Annotated in this window: 17 protein-coding genes; 5 read left to right on the top strand and 12 right to left on the bottom strand. The window is 69.9% G+C overall.

Annotation, left to right across the window (positions count from 1 at the left end):
* Positions 1-13 precede the first annotated feature (13 nt).
* The 12 genes from ACJ8AN_RS07835 to ACJ8AN_RS07780 all read right to left on the bottom strand — a co-directional run bounded on the left by ACJ8AN_RS07835 (position 14) and on the right by ACJ8AN_RS07780 (position 13,668).
* Complete coding sequence (locus tag ACJ8AN_RS07835) at positions 14-301, bottom strand: hypothetical protein (RefSeq protein ID WP_407754620.1); 288 nt, start codon at positions 299-301, stop codon at positions 14-16.
* A 177-nt stretch (positions 302-478) separates the two neighbouring features.
* The gene (locus ACJ8AN_RS07830; protein WP_407754619.1) at positions 479-1,882 is read right to left on the bottom strand and encodes a tetratricopeptide repeat protein; all 1,404 of its coding nucleotides are present in this window, start codon (positions 1,880-1,882) and stop codon (positions 479-481) included.
* Between the two features lie 47 nt (positions 1,883-1,929).
* Complete coding sequence (locus tag ACJ8AN_RS07825) at positions 1,930-5,649, bottom strand: tetratricopeptide repeat protein (protein WP_407754618.1); 3,720 nt, start codon at positions 5,647-5,649, stop codon at positions 1,930-1,932.
* 243 nt (positions 5,650-5,892) lie between these two features.
* Entirely contained in the window at positions 5,893-7,443 is a 1,551-nt protein-coding gene (locus tag ACJ8AN_RS07820) for a tetratricopeptide repeat protein (protein WP_407754617.1), read from the bottom strand.
* Between the two features lie 10 nt (positions 7,444-7,453).
* A complete protein-coding gene (locus ACJ8AN_RS07815; protein WP_407754616.1) occupies positions 7,454-8,572 on the bottom strand; it encodes an outer membrane beta-barrel domain-containing protein in 1,119 nt (372 codons plus the stop codon).
* 14 nt (positions 8,573-8,586) lie between these two features.
* Positions 8,587-9,402 carry an outer membrane beta-barrel domain-containing protein gene (locus ACJ8AN_RS07810; protein ID WP_407754615.1) on the bottom strand — a complete coding sequence of 272 codons (816 nt, stop codon included), beginning with the start codon at positions 9,400-9,402 and terminating at the stop codon, positions 8,587-8,589.
* Positions 9,403-9,674: 272 nt separating this feature from the next.
* Positions 9,675-10,349 carry a 50S ribosomal protein L3 gene (gene rplC, locus ACJ8AN_RS07805; RefSeq protein WP_407754614.1) on the bottom strand — a complete coding sequence of 225 codons (675 nt, stop codon included), beginning with the start codon at positions 10,347-10,349 and terminating at the stop codon, positions 9,675-9,677.
* A gap of 143 nt (positions 10,350-10,492) precedes the next feature.
* The gene (locus ACJ8AN_RS07800; protein WP_407754613.1) at positions 10,493-11,266 is read right to left on the bottom strand and encodes a hypothetical protein; all 774 of its coding nucleotides are present in this window, start codon (positions 11,264-11,266) and stop codon (positions 10,493-10,495) included.
* A 32-nt stretch (positions 11,267-11,298) separates the two neighbouring features.
* Positions 11,299-11,754 carry a hypothetical protein gene (locus ACJ8AN_RS07795; protein ID WP_407754612.1) on the bottom strand — a complete coding sequence of 152 codons (456 nt, stop codon included), beginning with the start codon at positions 11,752-11,754 and terminating at the stop codon, positions 11,299-11,301.
* A gap of 82 nt (positions 11,755-11,836) precedes the next feature.
* Positions 11,837-12,919: a HupE/UreJ family protein gene (locus ACJ8AN_RS07790; RefSeq protein WP_407754611.1), complete on the bottom strand. Its 1,083-nt coding sequence runs from the start codon at positions 12,917-12,919 to the stop codon at positions 11,837-11,839.
* A gap of 45 nt (positions 12,920-12,964) precedes the next feature.
* Positions 12,965-13,528 (bottom strand): hypothetical protein, encoded by a 564-nt coding sequence (locus tag ACJ8AN_RS07785; RefSeq protein ID WP_407754610.1) that lies wholly within the window; start codon positions 13,526-13,528, stop codon positions 12,965-12,967.
* Positions 13,525-13,668, bottom strand: a complete 144-nt coding sequence (locus ACJ8AN_RS07780) for a lmo0937 family membrane protein (protein WP_407754609.1) — start codon at positions 13,666-13,668, stop codon at positions 13,525-13,527. Before ACJ8AN_RS07780 ends, ACJ8AN_RS07785 begins: the two co-directional genes overlap by 4 nt.
* 278 nt (positions 13,669-13,946) lie before the next feature.
* Between ACJ8AN_RS07780 and ACJ8AN_RS07775 the strand changes: the two genes are divergently transcribed.
* The 5 genes from ACJ8AN_RS07775 (at position 13,947) to ACJ8AN_RS07755 (ending at position 19,226) form a co-directional block, all read left to right on the top strand.
* Entirely contained in the window at positions 13,947-14,660 is a 714-nt protein-coding gene (locus tag ACJ8AN_RS07775; RefSeq protein WP_407754608.1) for a lytic transglycosylase domain-containing protein, read from the top strand.
* 200 nt (positions 14,661-14,860) lie between these two features.
* Positions 14,861-15,184, top strand: coding sequence for an STAS domain-containing protein (locus tag ACJ8AN_RS07770; RefSeq protein WP_407754607.1), 324 nt, complete (start codon positions 14,861-14,863; stop codon positions 15,182-15,184).
* Positions 15,185-15,256: 72 nt separating this feature from the next.
* Positions 15,257-16,240: an AAA family ATPase gene (locus ACJ8AN_RS07765; RefSeq protein WP_407754606.1), complete on the top strand. Its 984-nt coding sequence runs from the start codon at positions 15,257-15,259 to the stop codon at positions 16,238-16,240.
* Complete coding sequence (locus ACJ8AN_RS07760) at positions 16,237-17,199, top strand: DUF58 domain-containing protein (RefSeq protein WP_407754605.1); 963 nt, start codon at positions 16,237-16,239, stop codon at positions 17,197-17,199. The genes ACJ8AN_RS07765 and ACJ8AN_RS07760 overlap by 4 nt, the downstream gene beginning before the upstream one ends.
* Positions 17,196-19,226, top strand: coding sequence for a DUF3488 and DUF4129 domain-containing transglutaminase family protein (locus ACJ8AN_RS07755; protein WP_407754604.1), 2,031 nt, complete (start codon positions 17,196-17,198; stop codon positions 19,224-19,226). The genes ACJ8AN_RS07760 and ACJ8AN_RS07755 overlap by 4 nt, the downstream gene beginning before the upstream one ends.
* Positions 19,227-19,637: the final 411 nt, after the last annotated feature.

Genomic DNA, 19,637 nt, shown 5'->3' with positions numbered 1-19,637 from the left:
CCATGCCCGCCCTTTAGAGGTTGTCGACCGACTTCTGCAGCTCGGGATTGAAGTTGTCGCGGACCCGGATGAGGCTCTGGAAGTCCGTCTTCTTGCGGTTGAGGACGTACGAGCCTTCCGGTTTGGTGAGCTCGCCTTCCACCGCCATGTCGGTGAAATCAATGGTTGTCTTCTTGCGAACGACAACCTTGTCCTCTTCCTGGATGACCTTCACCTGGGTCTGGTTCTTCGGCTCGTCCTCCGCGAGCGCCGGCCCCGCCCACAACGCCACCACCGCCACTGCCGCTGCCAGTCGTCTCATGTCAGCCTCCTCGTCGGGTGGGACAGCGGGTCCCAGGAGAGGTTCCCCCATGCTTCCTTGCACGCCCTGCACCAACGTCTGGGGTTGTGGAAGGCCGCGAAATCCCAGCAGCGCGTGCCCACCACCCCCCCGCGAGGCCCCAGTGAGTGGAAAAATTTTCCCACTGGGACCGGTAGGTTATTCGGCCCGCGGAGCCTCGGACGAAGGCTCGGCCGCAGGCCCGCCCGAAGTGTTCGGCGGGTTCTGCTCGGGCGCGGCTTCACCCGACGGCGCGGCTTCCTGGGGAGGAACGCCCTCCTGCTGCGCCGCCTCGTCGGACACCTTGTCGAGCAGCGAACCACTCCCCCCGACCGCCGCCGGATTGTCAGTGTTTGGCTTCTCCTCGGCCGCGGGCTGGGGCGGGGCATTCTTGCGCATGGCGGCGAGGCCCTGGAGCTTCGCGTCGATCATCTGCTTGTCCTGGGCACTCGTGGAGCCCAATTCCTTGCAGCGCTGGAGGAAACCCTCGGCCTTGTCCCAGCCGGTGCGCTCGACGGCGTAGGCCCAGCCCGCGCCACAGAGGGCCTCGGGCTGATCGGCGCGCAGCGAGAGCACCTTCTCGAAGGCCTCGCCCGCCTTGAGGCCCTTCTGCGCGTCCCTGCCCTTCTGCCCGTCCAGCGAGTACGCGTAATACAGCCACGCCTCGGAGGAGCCGGGCTCCAGCTCGACGGCCTTGGAGAAGGAGCGCTCGGCACCGGCGTAGTCGCGCCAGGCCAGGGCCATGGCGCCGAGGTTGAGGTGGCCGGGGGCGAAGCGCTCGTCGAGCGACACGGCCTTCTGGAACTGGGCGAGCGCGCGGCCGCGATCCTCCAGCTTCAGGTAGATCATCCCCAGGTTGTTGTAGATGCCGGGGTCCTTCTCATCGAGCTTGCGCGCGTTGGCGAGCACCAGCTCGGCGAGGCGGTACCTGCCCTGGTCGTAGTAGACGAGCGCGAGGTTCTTGTAGGCCTCGGCGTCGTCGGGGTGGCGCGCGAGCACGCGGCGGGCGGTGGCCTCGGCCAGCTCGTGCTTGCCGGCGAGCCGGTAGGCCACGGTGAGGTTGTTGAGCAGCGAGGCCTCGTGCTCATGGCCTGGCGACTTCAGGCCCGTCTCGTAGAGGGCGATGGCGTCCGCGTACCGCTCCTGCACGCGGTAGAGCCGGCCGAGGTTGAGCAGGGTCGGCACATGGCCGGGCTCGAGGAAGCGCACCTTCTCGTAGGCGGCCTGCGCGTCGGCGGGCCGCCCCTGACGCTCGGCGATGACGCCCAGGTTGAACTGGGCATTGAGGCTCTGCGGGGCCTTCTCGAGCACCGCGCGGAAGCCCTGCTCGGCCTTGGCGTAGTCGCCAGCCTCGTAGGCGGCGACGGCCTCGACGAAGAGCGCGCGGGCCTGCTCGTCCTTGCGGTTGGGAGGCTCGGGAGCGGCCTGAGGCTCCGGAGCCGGTGCGGCGGGCACCGGGGCCGCGGTGGCCACGGTCGTCGTGGGCTTCACCTGCTGCGAGGTGGTGGCGCACGCGGCCGTGAGGGCCAGCGTGGCGGCGGCGAGGGTGCGGCGGAACGCCATGAACGTCGTCCTCCCTGCGGAATCACGCGGATGCATGTGCGTCACCTTCACGGCTGGGCCTCCCCCGAAGCGGTGGTCGGCAAGGGCGCCGCGCCCGTCGTGGACGGAGCGGACCCGGGAGCCGCCGGAGCGGCGGGCTCCTGAGCGGAGGGCGTGGCCGGAGCGGCGGGCGCCGGAGTAACCCCGGCCTGGCTGGTGTCGGGAATCCCCGGGTCCCTGGCCATGTCGGCGGTGACGAAGAACTCGCTGCCGCGGAAGGGCACCTGGCGCACCTGGGCGTAGGCGCCCGGGTGGAAGCGGTTCACCTGCTCCTGCGCGGCGAGCGTCCACTCGTTGTAGAGCGACAGCTCATAGGCCTTGGTCAGCGCCTTCTCGAGCGCCTCGTTGGACTTGTCCTCCAGCGGGAGCGCGAGGTTCTCCAGCTCGCCGCGGTACATGGAGAGCTGGTCCTCGTCGAGCCCGGCGGGGTCTGGCGACTCGGTGATGTTGCGGGCGAAGTCCGCGTAGGCGAGGCCGATGCGGGTGAGCGCGGCGATGCCCCACTCGCCCGAGCCGGTGGCGAGCACGTCGACATAGGCCTTCTCCAGCTTCTGGATGGCCTGCTGCTTGGCGGCGAGATCGCGGCGGATGGTGGCGACGCGCTTGAAGCGGATGTCCACGTAGCGCTGCCAGTCGGGCTCCACGGCGAGGAAGCGCGCGTGGCCGTAGGCGTTGAGGAGCTCCGGCTTCTGGCGCTCCTGCGGGGAGAGCTTCGCCCAGTTGCGGACGAGCTCGCCCTGGACGCGCTCGGTGTCACGCGCGTTCTTCAGCTTGCGGTAGGCGATGAGCTGCCGGTAGCGCGCCAGGTACACCTGTCCGCCCGCGGTGCGCGAGTCGCGCCCGTACGTCTCGGCGAAGGAGTCGAAGGCGCGCGCGGCCTCGGCCGTCTTGCCGTCCTTCTCCAGCACGAGGCCGATGTTGAAGGCGAGCTGCGGCACGTCCGGCCGGTCCTTGAAGCGGCTCATGTACGAGCGGTAGGCGGAGATGGCCTTGTCGGACTCGCCGACGCCCTCCCACCAGAGGCCGGCGTTGAAGAGGGCATCGGGCACCCACTTCTCGGACTCTGCGAGCAGCGCGCGGCGCTCCTCGTCCTTGTGGGCGCGGGCCTCGTCGGCGCTCGGCACGCCACCGGACATGGACTCCTTGTCCTTCGCGTCCTTGCCCGAGTCCTTGCCCTTCCTGGGCTCGGCCTTGGCCTGGGCCTTCGCCTTGCGGGCCTCCACGGCGCGGGAGGCGGCGTCCTGGGCGTCCACGAAGGCGGCGTACATGGCGGCGGCCTTGCGGAACTCGGCGACCTTCTCGTAGAGGCGCGCGAGCGTGTAGCGCACCTTGGGCTCGAAGATGCTGGCCGGGTAGTCGGTGAGGACGCGCTCGCCAGCGGTCACGCCGCGGTCGATCTGCCCGGCCTCCTGGAAGATGACCATGGCCGAGGTGAGCGCGCGGTCGGCGTTCTCCGACTTGGGGAACTCCTTCACGTAGTCGAGGAAGAGCTCGGCGGCCTTCGCCGGGTTCTTCTCCTTCTGGTAGACGACCTCGTGGATCCACTTGTACTGCGAGCCCTCGACGACGCGGGCCACGCGGGCGGCGAACTCGGGGCTGGGCTTGAGCAGCTTGTCGTTGGCGAGGAACTGCCGCGACAGCTTGTTGAGCTCGAGCCACTCCTCGCGGGACTCGAGCACGTACATGGTCAGGTCGGCCGCGTCACGCGAGCGACGCTCGGCGGGGAACTTGTTGATGATCTCCCCGAAGCGCCGGGCCGCGTCGATGTAGTGGTGGCGGTCGTAGACGACGAGGGCGGACTGGTAGCGCAGATCGATCTCATCCGGGTTGTCCGGGAAGAGGCGGTTGTACGTGTCGCACGCGGCCACGAGCCGGTCCTCGAAGCGCGTGAGGGGCTCCTCGGCCTGGTCGGTGTCCTTCTTGGTGATGCGGCCCTTCTTCTCGATCTGGCCCTTGGACTTGTTCTCGTCGACCTTCTGGCCGTCCTTGAGGTCGCTCCTGGTGAGCTGGCCGCGCTCGATCTTCACGAGCTTGTCGTAGGCCATGATGGCGGCGAAGGAGGCGCTCTTGCGGTACTGCTCGTTGGCGACCTCGCGGGCCGAGTCCCGGTCCGGAATCTTGAAGGCCACGACGGCGTCGTACTGCGCGGCGGCGGCCTCCCACTCCTCGAGGGCCCAGAGGATCTCCGCGTAGAAGAAGCGCATGTTGAAGGCGGAGTCGGAGACGAACTCGGGATCCTCGCTGGTGGCGAAGGTGTCGACGTATTCCTTGTAGATGTCGCGGGCGAGCCGGTACGTCTCCACCTGGCGCGTCTTCTGCGCCTCCTGGTGGTAGTCCGTCACCATCACGCGCATGGCCTCCTCGGTGACGCTGAAGGCGTTGCGCAGCACGGGCTTGTTGCCGGCGTTGGCCTCCCACCACTCGCTGCCGGGCCGGTAGAGCTCGACCATGTGCTTCATCTCGGCGCGCACCTGGTTGCGCTGGCGCAGGCCCTCGTAGGAGCGGACGATGGACTGCTGGTAGTCGGGCGCGCCGGGGCCCATGGGTTTGTCGTGGATGAGGACGCGGTACGTCTCGATGGCGCTGTCGTAGAGGCCCACGTCCATGAGCTGGGCGGCCATCTTGGAGATCAGCCGCTCCTGGCGCTTCTCGGGAGCCTTCTGCTTGAAGTAGGCGATGCCCTCCTTCGCCTTGTCGAGCTTGACGTAGAAGACGATGACGTCGTTGAGCGCCTCGGTGCGGAGGTCACCCATCTCCTCGCCGCGCTGCCCGGCGTAGTCCACCACCTCGTGCAGCCGGGCGAGGCCCTCGTCGTAGGCGCCCGCGTTGTAGTCGCACCACGCCAGCTTGTAGACGGCGTAGGCGTAGATTTTGGGCACCTTCGAGGCGCGGGCCTTCTCGTAGTAGTCGCGCGCCTCCTTGAGCTTGTTGTTGTCGAAGAAGTGGTTGCCCAGCTGGACGTAGGTGTCCGGGACGAACTGCGACTGGGGGAACTCCTCGATCAGTTGCAGGTAGCGCTTCACCGCCTCGTCGCGCTTGTTGAGCTCCTGCAGGTTGTAGCCGAGGTAGAAGAGGATCTCGTCGCGCTGGGGCCAGTCCGCGTAGTCGCGCAGCAGGTCCTCGTAGATGTGCATCGTCTCGGCGCGGTAGCGCTCGCTGTCGCGGTGCTCCTGCTGGGGCGCGTCGAGCTTCTCGCCCCGGGCGGTGGCGGCGTCATAGGCCTTCTCCGCCGTCAGGTAGCGGTTCATCTCCTGCTGGTAGAGGTACTTGGACTTCTCCCAGTAGAGCTCGGCCAGGCGGTACATCATGTCCGCGCGGCGGTGCGAGCCCTCCTGGAGCTTGGGGATGAGGCGCTTGAAGCCCTCGATGGCCTCGTCGCGCTTGCGATCGGCCAGCCCGTCCTTCTGGGCGTCGGCGATGCGGGGCGTGTTGTCCGAGGACGAGGGGCCGATGCGCGCGGGACCCATGCGGGCCGGCCCCTGCCGCTCGGGCTCGCGCTCCGAGGACTCCTGGCGTGCCGCGGACTCCGGACGCGCGGCGTCCTGCCGGGCGGCCTCCGGCTTCGAGGACTCCTGCTTGGAGGCCCCCGGACGCGCCGCGCCCTTGCCGCCCTTGCGGGACTCCGCCGCCTGCGCGGGTTTGCGCGAGGGCTGGGCCGCCTCCCCTGCTCCGCCCGCGGTGAGCGCCACACCCACCGCCAGCGCACCGAAACGAAGGACCGCCTTCATGCGAGCTCCTGGGGTGGGTCCAATTGAAACGAGGGCGCCCGGCGGCAGGTCCGCGACGTGCGCGTCCCATCCGCCCCGAGCTCCAGATGAAGCCGGGTCGCCCCCATCGCCTCCCTCACCACCCACCGAAAGGGACACCGCAAAGTAGAAACGCGGTGTTGGAATGAGAAGTGCTGAGGGGCGGCACCCAGCGCGGAATTGCGCGGGCCCGCCCCTCGAGTGTTTGTCATTGTTCAGCCGGCGCTACTTCTGGGCCTGGCCCTGGAGCTTCGCCGGGCAGCCGCGCTTGAGCGTGTACTGGTAGTAGCCGATCTCGTCGCGCCAGAACTCGCCCTGGAACTTCCAGTAGTTCCACGCGGCCCCGGGCATCTTCGGCCGATAGATGGACTGGCTCTTGAGCAGCGCCTTCTGGTCCACCCCCGCGAGCAGCAGATCCTTCTCGTCGAGCGCCGTCTGCACGCGGATGATCTCCGCCTGGTCGGCGAAGGTGCGGAGGTTCTGCGCGGCCTCGAGCAGGCGGCTCTTGGCGAAGGCGCCACCGATCTGCATCAGCGTGCCGCGCACCTCCTCGAGCGAGGAGCCCATCTCCGGCGCCATCCCGGTGCCGCGCCACATGCTCTCCTCGTTGACCATGCGCTTCTCCGCGTCCACCTGGGCGATCATCCGCATCACGTCCTGGATGCGCTCGTTGTTGCGGATCCACAGGTACACGGGGCCTGGCAGGCGCCGGTTCTCCGCCGCCACCAGGTTGTAGGCGCTCAGCAGTTCCATGTTCTCGTCGGCGAACGGCTCGAGCTGCTTCGCCATGGGCTCGTAGAGCTTCTCGTAGGCGGCGAGCGTCGTCTTCACCTCGTCGAAGAGGCAGCTGTAGTAGTAGACGGTCGCCTTGAGGATCCACGACTCGGGCTGGAAGGCGCCCTCGAACTGGGGAGCGTGCAGCGCCTGGAGGCTGCCGAGCGCCCCGCCGAAGTCCTCGCCCTGGAAGCGGGCGAAGCCATTCTCGAAGAGGGCCTGATCCCAGAAGCGGGCGTAGCGCGGCACGGCCTCGTAGGCGGCCACCGACCGCGGATACTCGTGGCGGCCGTAGTGCAGGCGGCCGAGGCCCAGCTGCGCGAGCTGCTTCACCTCGTCATGGCCGAGCTGCGGGCCCTTGGCGTCCAGCGCGGCATGGAAGGCGGCCAGGGCGTCGGCGTCCAGCTTCTCCGCCTCGGTGGGGCGGCCCGGGAAGTGCGGGTCGGCCAGCACCACGCCCAGCAGGTAGCGCGCCCGGGCGTAGATGCGGCTGTCGGACGGCACCGACTCGAGCAGCGCGCGGGCCTCCTCGAACTTGCCGCGGCGCTGGCGGATGGTGGCCACCTGGTAGTTGACGCGCGCGAGCACCTCGCGGGGCAACTTCACGAACTGGTTCTCCACCTCGGGCGTGTACGCCTTGTCGAGGAGGTTGGGCACGAGGTTCTGCTCGTTGAGCTTCTGCTGGACGTCCACCAGCCCCTCCACCGCCTGGAGGTACGAGGGGTGCGTGGGGCCTGCCTTCACGATCTGCGCGTAGGTGACGAGCGCGCTGACGTGCATGCCCTTCCGGGCGAAGGCCTGCGCCAGATAGAGCTCGGAGCGGTCCCGGACGTCGGAGTCCGTCGCGTTGGAGGCCAGCTCGAAGAAGCGCGAGGCGGCGTCCTCCAGCTTGCCCGCGTTGAGGGACGCGAGCGCCTGGTTGTACGCGTTCATGTCGTGCTGCTGCGCGGAAGCGGCCAGCGGCGCGAAGACAACGAAGGTGGCGAGAATCAATCGGTGCATGGCGCGGGCCTCAGAAGAGAAGGGAGAAGCCACCGTAGAAGCTCAGGTTGTTGAGCACGTCCGAGGAGGGGTTGCCGACCAGGTCCTTCCCCAGGACGATGTCCTCGCGGTAGTTCTTGTGTGTCTTCGGGTCCACGCCGTCGAACCGCTGGTACTGGCAGCTCCCGGTGAGCCCCAGCTCGGAGAAGGGCGTGCCGCTGCTCCGTCCGTCCTCCAGCTTCTGGAAGTCCTGCAGGCTGCACCCGTCCACGCGGTCCACGCGGGCGGTGTAGACCTGATCGCGCACCTCCAGGCGCAGGGCCATGGAGTCGCCGAACTGCACGCGGAAGCCGCCGCCCACCGAGCCGAGGAACTTCGAGCCCGTGTCACCGAAGCGCGCCGGGACGGTGAACGTCTTGCCGTCCACCTCGTTGGAGACCTCGGGGCGGACGAGCACGCGCGTGGAGCCGAGGCCCGCGCCGCCGCTGAGCACGAGGCTGAACTGCAACAGGTGGTTGTCGTAGAAGGCGAACTTGCCGTAGAGCGGCGTCACCTCCACGCCCGCCTGCACGCCCCAGAGCAGCAACAGCGCCGAGGCCGCCTGCGCCTGCTCGCGCACCTTGTCGATGAGCTCCAGGTTGAAGAGGCTCTCGTTCGAGTACCAGTTGTACTGGGTGGACAGCTGCAGGCCGAAGTTCTCCTGCAGGTGGTAGGTGTAGTGGAACGCGGTGCCGAAGTGCTCGGTGAAGCGGCCATTCACCTGCGCCACCATCGGGTAGAGCGTGAGCTCGTGCCGGCCCTCGTCCGCGAAGCGCTTCTTCTGCACCACGTGCACGGACACGTTCGGGTTGTGCAGCGGAGCCCCGTTCACCAGCACCTGCTCCTCGGGAGCGGACACCGGCTGGAGCCCGGTGGGCTCGGAGGTGGCCAGCGGCGCCACCGGCGGCGCCACCGGCGGCTGGGATTCGACGGAGGGCGCGGGCTCCGCAGCGGGCTGCTCGGGCTCGATGGGCCGCTGCTGCCGGGGCTCCGGCTTCACGGGAATGGGCGCCGTTTCCGAGGGCGTGGGCTTCTCGGACGCGGGAGCCTGGGCGAGCGCCGGCGCGGCGGCCGCGGCCAGGAGGAACGCGAAGAGCGAAGTCGATCGCATGTGAGACGTGAGCCTCAGAAGAGGAAGGAGTAGCCGAGGTCGAACTGCACCAGGTGCGTGAGGCCGGGGTTGCGCGCGGGCGCACCACTCTCCCGCCCCGCCTCCCAGTCCTCGCGCGACACGTTCACGCGGTACTGGTCCGCGAAGACCCAGTCGCGCAGCTCGAAGCGGACGGCGTGCCCGCTCGACACGAAGAAGCGGAAGCCCACCGCGCCCGACACCACCGGGGCGATGCGCGACTCGGTGCGCCAGTAGGACTGCGTGGCGGTGGAGGCGTCGTCCGGGTTCGTGCGGTTGTCGCAGATGCCCAGGTCGCGGTTCACCACCTGCGTGCACTGGATGACGGACTGGCGCTTGAGCGAGGCCAGCCCGCCGCCCGCCCAGAGGTACGCCTGGAAGTGCGCCGTCTGGTCGGCCAGCAGCGACAACTTGCCGTAGATGGGTGCCCAGCGGGCCCCCAGCACGCCGTGCGCCCCCATCTCCCACATGTCCTCGAGCTCGTCGGTGATCTTCTTGTCCTCGCGTGCGAGGAAGCTCTCGGAGAGGGAGCGCGCCAGTCCCGTGTGGCGGCTGAGCGCGTAGCCGGCGCGTCCCTCCAGGGCGAACGTGTTGAAGAGGTTGTAGGCGACGCCGACGTTGAGGTTGTAGTGCGCCGTGAGGTACTCGCGCGCGGGCAGGCCCACCGTGATGGACGCCTCCAGGTGCTCCTCGGGAGAGAAGAGCCGGTGGCGCACGGCGGTGGGCTCCAGCACCTGCTCCTGGGCGGAGGCCGTCAGCGCCGTCAGTCCCAGGGCGAGCGAAACGAAACGGAAAAGGAAGCGTTGAGTCATGGCCGTGTGGCGCATCCATGTGGGCATGCGATCACCCGGGAGCAAGGGACCAGGCTTCACCGCCCGTGTGCTTTCGAATGCACACGCCCTCGCAGCGCCCGCTGGCCAACGTTTCGGGCCTGCTTCCGTGGCCCGCAACACGAACGCCCCGCCCGGTGGGTAGCCGGAGCGGGGCGTTCAGAGGAACCCTGTGGCGGTGCCTGGAGTCGCGGTAGGACGATGATCCGGCCCTCCCCCTCATCGAGGGAGGGAGCACACACAGGGCTTACGGCTTACTTGGTGCGAGCCGCCTTGTGCTGCTCGCGCAGCGCCACCTTGATGCTGGGGCGCACGATGATGATGCCGTCGTTGTGGCCGGGGATGGTGCCCTTGATGAGCAGCAGGCCCTTCTCCACGTCCACGTCCACCACGGCCAGGTTCTGGGTGGTGACCTGCTCCACGCCGTAGTGACCGGGCAGCTTCTTGTTGGGGTACACGCGGCCAGGCGTCTTACGCTGACCGATGGCGCCCGGGTGACGGCGGTACTCGTGGGCACCGCGCGTCTTCGTCTGCGTGCCCTTGAAGTTCCAGCGCCTCATGACGCCCTGGAAGCCACGGCCCTTGGTGACGCCCGTGACGTCGACCAGCTGGCCCTTGGTGAACAGGTCCGCCTTGACGGCCTCGCCCACGGTGAAGCCGGCGGCCTCCTCGGGAGACACGCGGAACTCCTTCAGGTGACGGCGCAGCTGCGCGCCGCTCTTCTTGAAGAAGCCCACGTCGGCCTTCGTCAGGCTCTTCTCGCGGACCACGCCAAAGCCCAGCGTCACCGCCGAGTACTTGTCCTTCTCGGGGGTGCGCTTGCCCACGACCTGGCAGGTGTTGACGTCGACCACCGTCACGGGAACGAGGTTGCCCTCGTCGTTCCACACCTGGGTCATCCCAATCTTCTTACCAATCAGACCCTTCACGTCGTCCTCACAACTCGTGCGTCTCGCACGAAAACATCAATGTTTTCAACGGTTTGCGTCCGACTTCAGTCCCCGGACGCCAGGAAGCGGCGCAATGTAGCAGCTTGCCCCCCACCGTCAAGCACGCAGGGAGGGGGGGTGCTTCACTGCGCGCGATCCAACCGCGGGTAGAGCGGGACGAGCTGCGCGTCCTGGATGCGCTGCGCGTACACGTCCTCGCCGAGCAGGAACAACGCCTGGTCCAGATAATCCTCCGCGGCCTGGACCTCGGTCTCCTTCTCGGCGATCGCCTGGTCGAGCTCCGCCATGGCCTGGTCGCGCGCCTCCTTGCGGGCCGTCTGCTCGTCCTCCAGCTCCAGCATGCGCTTGTGCGCCAGGATGCCGGGTGAGCCGGGCTGGCCGGGCTTGGGGGTGAGGGCCGTCTCGACCTGTCGCTCCAAGTCCTCCACCTCGCGCGCCAGGCGCATGGCTTGGATGCGGTTCTTCTTCAGGTTGTCGCGGCCCAGGGCGAGCTTGGACGCATCCGTGGTGGAGAGCTCCACGTCGGCCAGCTTCTTCTCGAGCTGCTTGAGGGCGTCCTGGGCGTAGCGCAGGTCTGCGCGGCGGTTGGTCAGCGTCTTGCGGAGGGTCTTCGTCTGCCCCTCCACGGCGTCCACCGCCTTCTTCCACTTCTTGACGATCTCCAGCTGGCCCGCCCGCTCCTCGTCACACTGGGCGACGAAGTCCTGGAAGGCCGCGTCCTCGTCATTCATCTGCTGCTCGAGCGCGGCCAGCTCGTCGCGCCGGGCCACGAGGGCCGCCTCGGCGCGGTAGACGCGGTCCATGGTGCGGGGGCAGTTCGGCTTGCCCGCCAGGCGATCCCTCGCGAGGTCGCCGAGTTGGAAGATCAGATCGTTGTAGCTCTCCGCCTTGGGCATGCCCCCTTTTTACGCCCAAGGCGAGCGGGCTGTCAGCTATCCGCCGGAGCGGCGGCCATCGAGGCTGTCGTCCCCTCGGCGGCGGCCTGGGCGGCCCCTTCGGCCAGGGCGAAGAGCTCCCGGGAGCGATCCTGCTCCTCGGTGCGGTTGAGCTCGCAGACCCAGGCGCTGGACAGGTCCGCGTGCTGGCGGGCCAGCTCGGCGGTGGACTCGTACCGGGCGGCCGAGGCGCGGGCGAAGGCCCCCTCCCGGCGCAGCTCCAGCACGGTGTCGTCGTCGAGGCTGATCTCCTCGGGGGGAACGGGCAGGGGCCCGCGCCCGAGCGCCGCCAGCCGGGCCAGGAGCCGGGAGGCGTGTGCTCTACAGAACGCCGCCAGTACCATCAGCCGCGCCCGCCCGCGGCTATCGCCCAGGCGCTCGGCGAGCATCGTCATGCGCCGCGCCGACACCACCTCGGATTCCCACGCCGCGGCCAGTGCCGCAGCCAAGCGGGTATGCCTTGCACCCATCGGCCCTCCCCAGGTCCTGCCCCCAATCCCGGGAGGAACCTAGGGACGAGGGCGCCAGGATTCAACCGATCGGCCCCAGAGCGCGTTCCATCAGCCAATACCCTCCGGCCGAGAGGATGAGGAGCGACAGGGCGCGCACCGCCCTGCGGTGCAACACGGGGCGGCGCTGCACCAGCCAGACGACGGGCAGCAGCACGGCGACGATCGCCGCCTGTCCCAGCTCCACGCCCAGGTTGAAGCCGAACAGGCCCGTCACCACCGAGTCCCCCAGGCCATAGCCGCGCAGCACGCTGGCGAAGCCGAAGCCGTGCACCAGCCCGAAGAGGAAGGTGAGCAGGGCCCGGTGGCGGTGCTCGCGCAGCACCAGGTTCTCCAGCGCCACCCAGATGATGGAGACGGCGATGGCGGCCTCCACCCAGCGCGCGCGCGCCTCGTCCAGGGGGATGAAGCCCAGCGCCGTGGCCCCCAGGGTGAGGGAGTGCGCCACGGTGAAGGCCGTCACCAGCAGCAGCACCCGCCGCCAGCTCCCGCCCACCAGGAGCAGGGCCAGCAGGAAGGCCAGATGATCCATCCCCCCGAAGATGTGGGTGAGACCCAGGCCCACCCAGTCGAGCAGCCCCGAGACGGCCTGCCGCTCCGGCTGTCCGGGCTCGGACACCACGAGTGTGGGCTGGGAGGCATCCGCGAAGGTCTGCCCCTGCTCGCCCTGCACGTCGCTGCCGAGCACCACCCGGTACTGGGACGGCAGCAGGGACAGCAGGGAGAAGCGCTGGCGGAGCGCTCCAGGGGCGCAGGAGAAGGTGGCGCCGAGCTCCACGTAGGACTCGCGCGCGAGGGCGGTGACGCCGGTGCGGGTGCAGGGCTGGCCCCCGGCGCTCAGGGGGAGGGCGTCCCAGATGCCCACCGCGAGGGCCGGGGCGCGCGCGTCCAGGTCCGCCTGGGTGAGCACCCCGTCCCCATCCGCGTCCGCGGGGATGAGGCGGGCGAGCGTGTCCGCCGTGAGGGTGAGGCGCTCGCGCACCTCGGCACCGCCCGCCTGGGGGCGCCAGAGCTGGGCGTAGAGGATGTCCGCGTCGTGCGCGCCCGCGCTCGAGGCCACGAGCAGCAGGGCGAGCGGCACGCCCCAGTGGAGGGTTCGCGACATGGGCCCCGAGCCTGCCCGGGTGCCCCGCCCGCGTCCACTCCGTGCCTACTCCTCGACGAATTGCAGGTGGATCTGCTGCCGGCCGCTCAAGCCCCCGTGCCGGGAGCCGCAGCGCGGGCAGTAGAGCGGACCTTCCCAGTCCCAGAGCGCCTTCACCTCCTCGCCACAGCACACCAGGGGGAGGATCCGCAGGTCATCCGTGTCCTGGGGCATGGGCCCGGGCAGCGCCTCCGGCTCCACGCTGACGAAGGTGGGCCGCGGGTTGAGCGACAGGGTGCGCGACACGTAGGCGAGCTGCTCGTAGCGCACGTGGTTGGCCCAGGCGCGCGCCAGGGCCTCGACGTGGGCCTGCTGCGCGGGGGTGAGCCACTCGTCCCCCGGCGCCCGGTGGCCACAGTAGAGGCACCACCCGTCGTGCACCTCGTCGAAGCTCTCGTGCGCGTTCTCGAACGGGAAGAGCGAGGCCAGGCGCCGCTGGAGGATGCTCGCGTCGTGGCGGCAGGGGCGCGTCTTGAAGTCGCGCCGGCACTGCGGGCACTCGCGCCGCACGAAGCCGCTCGCGTCCCGAGGCAGCTCCAAGTCGATGATTGCGGGGACCCGGCGGCTCATGCCAGCGCCCCGCGGCCCCGGCGAGCCAGGGCCAGGATGAGGGTCACCATGGAGAAGATCAATAAGAGGTGGACCCACCGTCCCTCGGTGGAGCCACTCACCAGGCCGAGCACCCACAGCACGAACAGGATCGCACTCATCGTCCAGTACACGCCGCCCACTCCTCTCCCCATAGCCCGCGGGGACCGGGCGCAAAGCTGGGTCGCCCGGCTGGCCCCGGCAACCCCTCGTTTCGACAGTCCCGTTGTGGGCAGTGCCGTTCCCAATCCGGACTTTTTTTCCGGAAGGCCCCTTCCCACCGCGCCGGCGCCCTTCGTGATTCCAGGAGGTTGCCCGCATGGCACGGTGACTGCTTTGTGCGGCGGCATCGGCCACACAAGGGACGCACGGCCCGTTGGGCGTGCGTGGGGAGGGTTGAATGAGAGGGTGGACGGTGGCGATGGTGATGGCGGGGGTGTTGGTGGGGACGGCGGCGTCGGCCTTCCAGCCCTATTTCCCGGGGCAGAACAGTCAGGAGATGGTGGAGCTGCGCGCGAAGCTGGCCGAGCAGGAGGCCAACCTGGCGCGGCTGGAGGAGGAGGCCACGCTCTACGCGGAGGCCGAGGCCATGGGGGTGACGGCGGCGGTGCAGGCCTCGCAGCTGCCCGAGCGCCAGCAGCGGCGGCTCTCCATCGCGATCGTCCGCGAGGCCAGGCGCAACGGGGTGGATCCGCTCCTGGTGGTGGCGGTCATCCGCTGCGAGAGCTCCTTCAACAACTACGCGCAGTCGAACGTGGGGGCCATGGGGCTGATGCAGGTGATGCCGGACACGGGCATCTACCTGGCGGACAAGGCGGGCTTCAAGCTGCAGCGCCACACCAACCTCTTCGACGCGGAGACGAACGTGGAGCTGGGGACGGCCTACCTGGCGGACCTCATCGAGCGCTTCGGCTCGCCGGAGCGGGCGCTGGTGGCCTACAACGCGGGCCCGGGGCTGGCGAAGAAGATCCTCGCCAAGCGCGACGTGCGCGACCGCTTCATGCAGGGCTACCCGGCCAAGGTGATGCGCGAGTTCCGCCGCCTGAAGGCCCAGCAGGCACGCGAGCTGACCCGGCTGGAAGAGCAGAAGAAGACAGTGGGCGACCCGGGATGATGACTGGCCAACACGGGGTGCGCCCTGTGTCAGACAGTAAGTCGGCTTTTTCAGGGATGTGACTGTCTTTCCCAACGAATTGGACGCACTGTGCGCTGGCCGGTTTTGTGCGCCGGGGTGGGTGGTTCCACCCCGGACCGGGCTGCCCGACACTGCCCGGCTCCGAGGGACGCATGCGGCTCAATGGAGAGAGACGAACCATGGCGGGGCTGGAGATTCAACGGGAAGAACTCGCGGGGCGGTTGACCCTGCGACTCACGGGCACGCTGGATGGCCGGACCGCGACGCTGCTGCGCAGCTCGCTGGAGGAACTGGGTTCGCGCGAAGTGGTGGTGGATTTCACCCACCTGCGCGAATTCCGTGACTCCGCGGTGGCCGTCATCACCCACGGACTGGAGGACCGCAAGGTCCAGTTCCGGGGGCTGGCCGGGCACCACGAGCGGATGTTCCGCTACTTCGGGATGAGCCTGGGCAGTGTCGCGCCGCCGCGCGCGTACTACACGCCAGAAGAAGTTCTGGCCTGAGCAATGCGCGGTAGTGCCGTCCCGTGAGGGGGGATTCCGGGACGGCATGGCTGGGGTAGAGTGGCGGCCCAGATGAACGCCCCTGCCCGAGCAGCCCTCACTCCCCTTCCCTCCCCCGCCAGTGCGAGGACCACGCTCGAGCGCGTGGCCGCCAATCTCTCGCTGGCCGTGCAGGGCAAGGAGCAGGAGGTCCGCATCGCCGTCACCTGTGTGGTGGCCGGTGGTCACCTGCTCCTGGAAGACGTCCCCGGGGTGGGCAAGACGACGCTGGTGGAAGCCCTCGCCCGCTCCTTCGCCCTCTCCGCCTCCCGCATCCAGTTCACCGCGGACCTGATGCCGGCCGACATCCTCGGCGCCCAGGTGTTCCACGCCCAGACGGCCACCTTCACCTTCCGGCCCGGCCCGCTCTTCCGGCAGCTGGTGCTGGCCGACGAGCTCAACCGCGCCCCGCCGCGCACCCAGTCCGCGCTCCTGGAGGCCATGGCCCAGGGCCAGGTGTCCCTGGACGGCGCCACCCACGCCCTGCCCCGCCCCTTCACGGTGGTGGCCACGCAGAACCCCGTGGACTTCTCCGGCACCTATCCGCTGCCGGACTCGCAGTTGGACCGCTTCCTCATGCGGCTGTCGCTGGGCCACCCCTCGCCCGAGGTGGAAGCCCGCCTGCTCACCACCCGCGACGCCCACTCGCCCATGGACGCGCTGGCGGCGGTGAGCACCCCCGAGGAGCTGAGCGAGTTGCGCGCCCAGGTGGCGGCGCAGCGCCTGGACGCCGCCGTGGCCGAGTACGTGGTGCGGCTGGCCCAGGCCACGCGCGCCCATGGGGATATTGAACGCGGCGCCTCCACCCGCGCGGTGCTGGCGCTGGGCATGGCCGCCCGGGCCCACGCGCTCTGGGAGGAGCGGGACTTCGTGACGCCCGGGGACGTGCGGGCGGTGCTCGGGCCGTGCCTGGCCCACCGGCTCCTGCTGCGCAGCGCCACCCAGGGCGCCTACACCCGTGACGAGGCGGCCCACCTGCTCGAGGAGGTCTCCCGGAAGGTCCCGGCGCCCCGGTGAGCCCTCCGCCTGCCTCGTGGTGGCGGCGCCTGAAGGCCGCCCTCCGTCCGCCCCGCACCCTCAAGGTGACGGGCATGGGCCGCACCTACCTCGTGGTGACGTTCGGCGTGGGCCTGGGCGCGCTCAACACCGGCAACAACCTGCTGTACCTGGTGCTCGGCCTGCTGCTGAGCGTCATCATCCTCTCCGGCGTGCTCTCCGAGCGCTGCCTCCGGGACTTGAAGGTGCGGCGCGTCGGCACGGACGGAGCGTTCGCGGGTGAGCCCTTCGCCTTCCGCTGGGGCGTGACACGCCAGAAGGGGCACGCCTTCGCCCTCACCTTCTCCGAGGAGGACTCGCCGCTGAGCGGCCAGGGCGGCGTGGGCTACCTGCCCGCGGGCGTGGAGCACGTGGTGCGGGCGGACCTCACGGCGCCCCGGCGCGGCCCGGTGAAGCTCACGGGCGTGCGCATCACCACCACCTGGCCGCTGGGCCTCTTCGCCAAAACGCGCGTGCTGCCACTGGAGGGCACGCTGCTCGTCTACCCGCGGCGCGGTTTCGGGTGCGCGGACCCCGGGGAAGCGGCCGTGGGGCACGTGGGCGAGGCCAACAACCCCCACCGGCAGGACGGCACCGGGGACGTGGCGGGCCTGCGCGAGCTCGGCGAGCACGAGGACGCCCGGCGGGTGCACTGGCTCAAGAGCGCCTCGGCGGGGAAGCTCCTCAAGGTGGAGCGCGAGCGCGAGGAGCGCCGCACGTACATCCTCGACGTGAAGGCCGGGCTGGCCGGGGACGCGCTGGAGCGGCGCTGCGAGGAGGTGGCCGAGCAGGCCCACCGTCTCCTCGAGGCCGGCCATGAGGTGGGGCTGGAGGTGCCCGGCCAGCGGCTGCGTCCGGGCGCGGGCAGCGGGCAGGAGCGCACCCTCCTCCGGGCCCTGGCGTGGTTGGGCTTCGAGGAGCAGCGCGAGGAGGCGGCATGAACCGGCCCCACCGGCTGCGACTCCTGTTGAGGGACCTGGGCACCGGGGCGGCCTTCGCCTCCATGGCGGTGTCCGGCCTGGTGCCCGTCTGGGCGCTCGGGCTCGTGGGGGTGGCGCTGCTCACGGCGTTGCTGGGCCGGCGCCCCTTTGCCCGTGCACCCCGGCTGACGGCGGCGCTGCTGCTGCCGGTGGCCGGCGCGCTGTACCTGGCGGTGGCCGCGGGGCAGATGGACCTGGTGGTGGCCGCCTGCTCCTTCGCGGGCCTCGTGGCCTCGCAGCGGATGCTGTCGGAGACGAGCCCCTCCACGGACGGGCAGGTGCTGCTGGCCGGCCTGTTGATGATCGCCGGCGGCGCGGCACTCTCCGGTGAGCTGCTCTTCGCGGTGTGCCTGCTGGCCTTCGCGGTGCTGGCGAGCCTCTCGCTGGGCCTGGGGGTGGTGGAGGCGGCGGTGCCCCCGGGCGAGCCGGTGCCGGTGCCACAGGTGATGCGCCCGCTGGCGAGGGGCACCGTCATCGCGATGATGGGCGCGGTGGCCTTCTTCGTCCTCTTCCCCCGCCTCAACTGGAACATGGGCGTGCGCCGGGCCTCTCCGGGACTCGGCACGGCCACCAGTGGCTTCGCCGACACCGTGCGCCTGGGCGGCTCGGGCACCCTCAAGAGCAACCCCCGCGTGGTGCTGCGGGCGAAGCTGACGCCGGACCCCGTCGCCACCGAGCAGCTCGGCTCCTATTGGCTGGGCCGCACCTACGACACCTTCGATGGGCAGGAGTGGTCGACGATCGGCGCGCCGAGCAAGCGCAGCCGTACGCGCGTGACGCTGCGCCCGGGCGCGGAGAAGCAGGTGTACCAGCGGATAGAGCTGCTGCCCGCCTACGGCAGCCGCACGCTGATCGCCCTGGAGACCCCCGCGAAGCTGGGCAATGCGCTGGTGCACACGTCCACGGGCGACAAGCGCACCCAGCTGCAGGAGCTGGGCGGCGACGAGCTGCGCTTCGTGGTGGAGGGGCTCGGCTACGCCTACGAGGTGTACAGCCTGCCGCCGGACGTCCAGGCCGATCCGGGCAAGTTGGCTCAGCTGGAGATGGATCAGCTGCTGGCCCTGCCGGACAACCTGGATCCGCGCGTGGAGCAGCTGGCCCATCAGGTGGTGGGCGACGAGAAGGATCCACTGGCCGCGGCCAACAAGCTCTCGGGCTGGCTGCAGCGCGAGTACACGTACACGCTCGAGCTGGGCGGGGACGTGGCGGATCCGCTGGTGGACTTCCTCTTCGTGCGCAAGGCGGGCCACTGCGAGCACTTCGCCACGGCGCTCACGCTGATGCTGCGCACCCAGGGCTTCGAGGCGCGGCTCGCCACGGGCTTCTTCGGCGGCGAGCGCGTGGGAGACGAGTACATCGTCCGCGCCGGAGACGCGCACGCCTGGACGCACGTGCTGGTGCCCGGGCGGGGCTTCGTCACGGTGGACGCCACGCCTCCGGCGTTCCGCGCCAACCAGTCGCCGCAGATGCTCGAGTCGCTCATCTCCCTTTACGAGGCGATTGAGTCGGCGTGGCGTACGTCGGTGGTCGACTACTCATTCCGCGACCAGATGAACTTCATGCGCGAGCTGACCCGCCCGCCCAAGCAGCCCGAGGAGCAGGAGCGCATGAAGTTGCCGCCGCTGCGCGCCTGGCTGGCGGCCCTGGTGGTGGGTTGGGGCGTGTACCGCGGGTGGCTCGCCTACTCGCGGCGCAAGCCCCGGGCGCGGACCCGGGAGGCCACGCGCTTCGTGGACGCGGTGGAGCGCCGGCTCGCGGCGGTGGGCCTGCGCCCCCAGGACGGCGAGCTGCTCGAGGACGTGTCCGCGCGGCTCACCCGCGAGGCGCATCCGCTGGCGCCCGCGGTCTCCCCCCTCACGCGCCGCTACCTCGAGGCCCGCTTCGGCCAGCGTCCGCTGGAGCCCGGTGAGTCCGCCCGCTTGTTGAAGCAGCTCGAGCAGGCGATCGCCGTGCACAAGCAGCAGACCCCGAGAGCCCGCGCCTCCTGAGTCCTTCCTCGCGTCCCAGCGAGGCCCCGTCTCCCTGCCCGCCCTCCGGCGCGACACTCGCCCCCCTCCCTTCGAGGAGGGTGAGGATGGGTGGCGCGCCCATTACCCGTTGGGACGAAGGGAGACGATCCACCTCCTCCCTCGAAGTCCTTGGCCGTCAGTTCAATGGCGAGCAGGGCACCAGGAGGCCATTTGAGGACTGAGGCGAATTATTTACTTCCTCCGTCGACAGGTGGAGCCGATCCGGGCCTGTAACGCTTACGGGCTTCCGTCCACCGCAGTGCGGTCGCATCGGCCAAGTATGCGTTGCGACTGGTGAAATCCCGCGTGCGAGGGTGGCACATGCGTTGCTCTAGGCACCCTCCATCCCGTTGTCACGCGGACCCAAATCACTTCTCACCGGCCTCGGCG

Source organism: Archangium sp. (assembly GCF_045802675.1).
GTDB lineage: Bacteria > Myxococcota > Myxococcia > Myxococcales > Myxococcaceae > Archangium.
The sequence above is the reverse complement of the archived record's forward strand: the minus strand, read 5'-3'. Positions and strand labels throughout refer to the sequence as shown.

What these genes read in the sequence shown, in the direction of transcription:
- ACJ8AN_RS07835 (WP_407754620.1), bottom strand. Translation starts at nt 301, where the DNA reads ATGAGACGACTGGCAGCGGCAGTGGCGGTGGTGGCGTTGTGGGCGGGG.
- ACJ8AN_RS07830 (WP_407754619.1), bottom strand. Translation starts at nt 1,882, where the DNA reads ATGGCGTTCCGCCGCACCCTCGCCGCCGCCACGCTGGCCCTCACGGCC.
- ACJ8AN_RS07825 (WP_407754618.1), bottom strand. Translation starts at nt 5,649, where the DNA reads ATGAAGGCGGTCCTTCGTTTCGGTGCGCTGGCGGTGGGTGTGGCGCTC.
- ACJ8AN_RS07820 (WP_407754617.1), bottom strand. Translation starts at nt 7,443, where the DNA reads ATGCACCGATTGATTCTCGCCACCTTCGTTGTCTTCGCGCCGCTGGCC.
- ACJ8AN_RS07815 (WP_407754616.1), bottom strand. Translation starts at nt 8,572, where the DNA reads ATGCGATCGACTTCGCTCTTCGCGTTCCTCCTGGCCGCGGCCGCCGCG.
- ACJ8AN_RS07810 (WP_407754615.1), bottom strand. Translation starts at nt 9,402, where the DNA reads ATGACTCAACGCTTCCTTTTCCGTTTCGTTTCGCTCGCCCTGGGACTG.
- ACJ8AN_RS07800 (WP_407754613.1), bottom strand. Translation starts at nt 11,266, where the DNA reads ATGCCCAAGGCGGAGAGCTACAACGATCTGATCTTCCAACTCGGCGAC.
- ACJ8AN_RS07790 (WP_407754611.1), bottom strand. Translation starts at nt 12,919, where the DNA reads ATGTCGCGAACCCTCCACTGGGGCGTGCCGCTCGCCCTGCTGCTCGTG.
- ACJ8AN_RS07785 (WP_407754610.1), bottom strand. Translation starts at nt 13,528, where the DNA reads ATGAGCCGCCGGGTCCCCGCAATCATCGACTTGGAGCTGCCTCGGGAC.
- ACJ8AN_RS07780 (WP_407754609.1), bottom strand. Translation starts at nt 13,668, where the DNA reads ATGAGTGCGATCCTGTTCGTGCTGTGGGTGCTCGGCCTGGTGAGTGGC.
- ACJ8AN_RS07775 (WP_407754608.1), top strand. Translation starts at nt 13,947, where the DNA reads ATGAGAGGGTGGACGGTGGCGATGGTGATGGCGGGGGTGTTGGTGGGG.
- ACJ8AN_RS07770 (WP_407754607.1), top strand. Translation starts at nt 14,861, where the DNA reads ATGGCGGGGCTGGAGATTCAACGGGAAGAACTCGCGGGGCGGTTGACC.
- ACJ8AN_RS07765 (WP_407754606.1), top strand. Translation starts at nt 15,257, where the DNA reads ATGAACGCCCCTGCCCGAGCAGCCCTCACTCCCCTTCCCTCCCCCGCC.
- ACJ8AN_RS07755 (WP_407754604.1), top strand. Translation starts at nt 17,196, where the DNA reads ATGAACCGGCCCCACCGGCTGCGACTCCTGTTGAGGGACCTGGGCACC.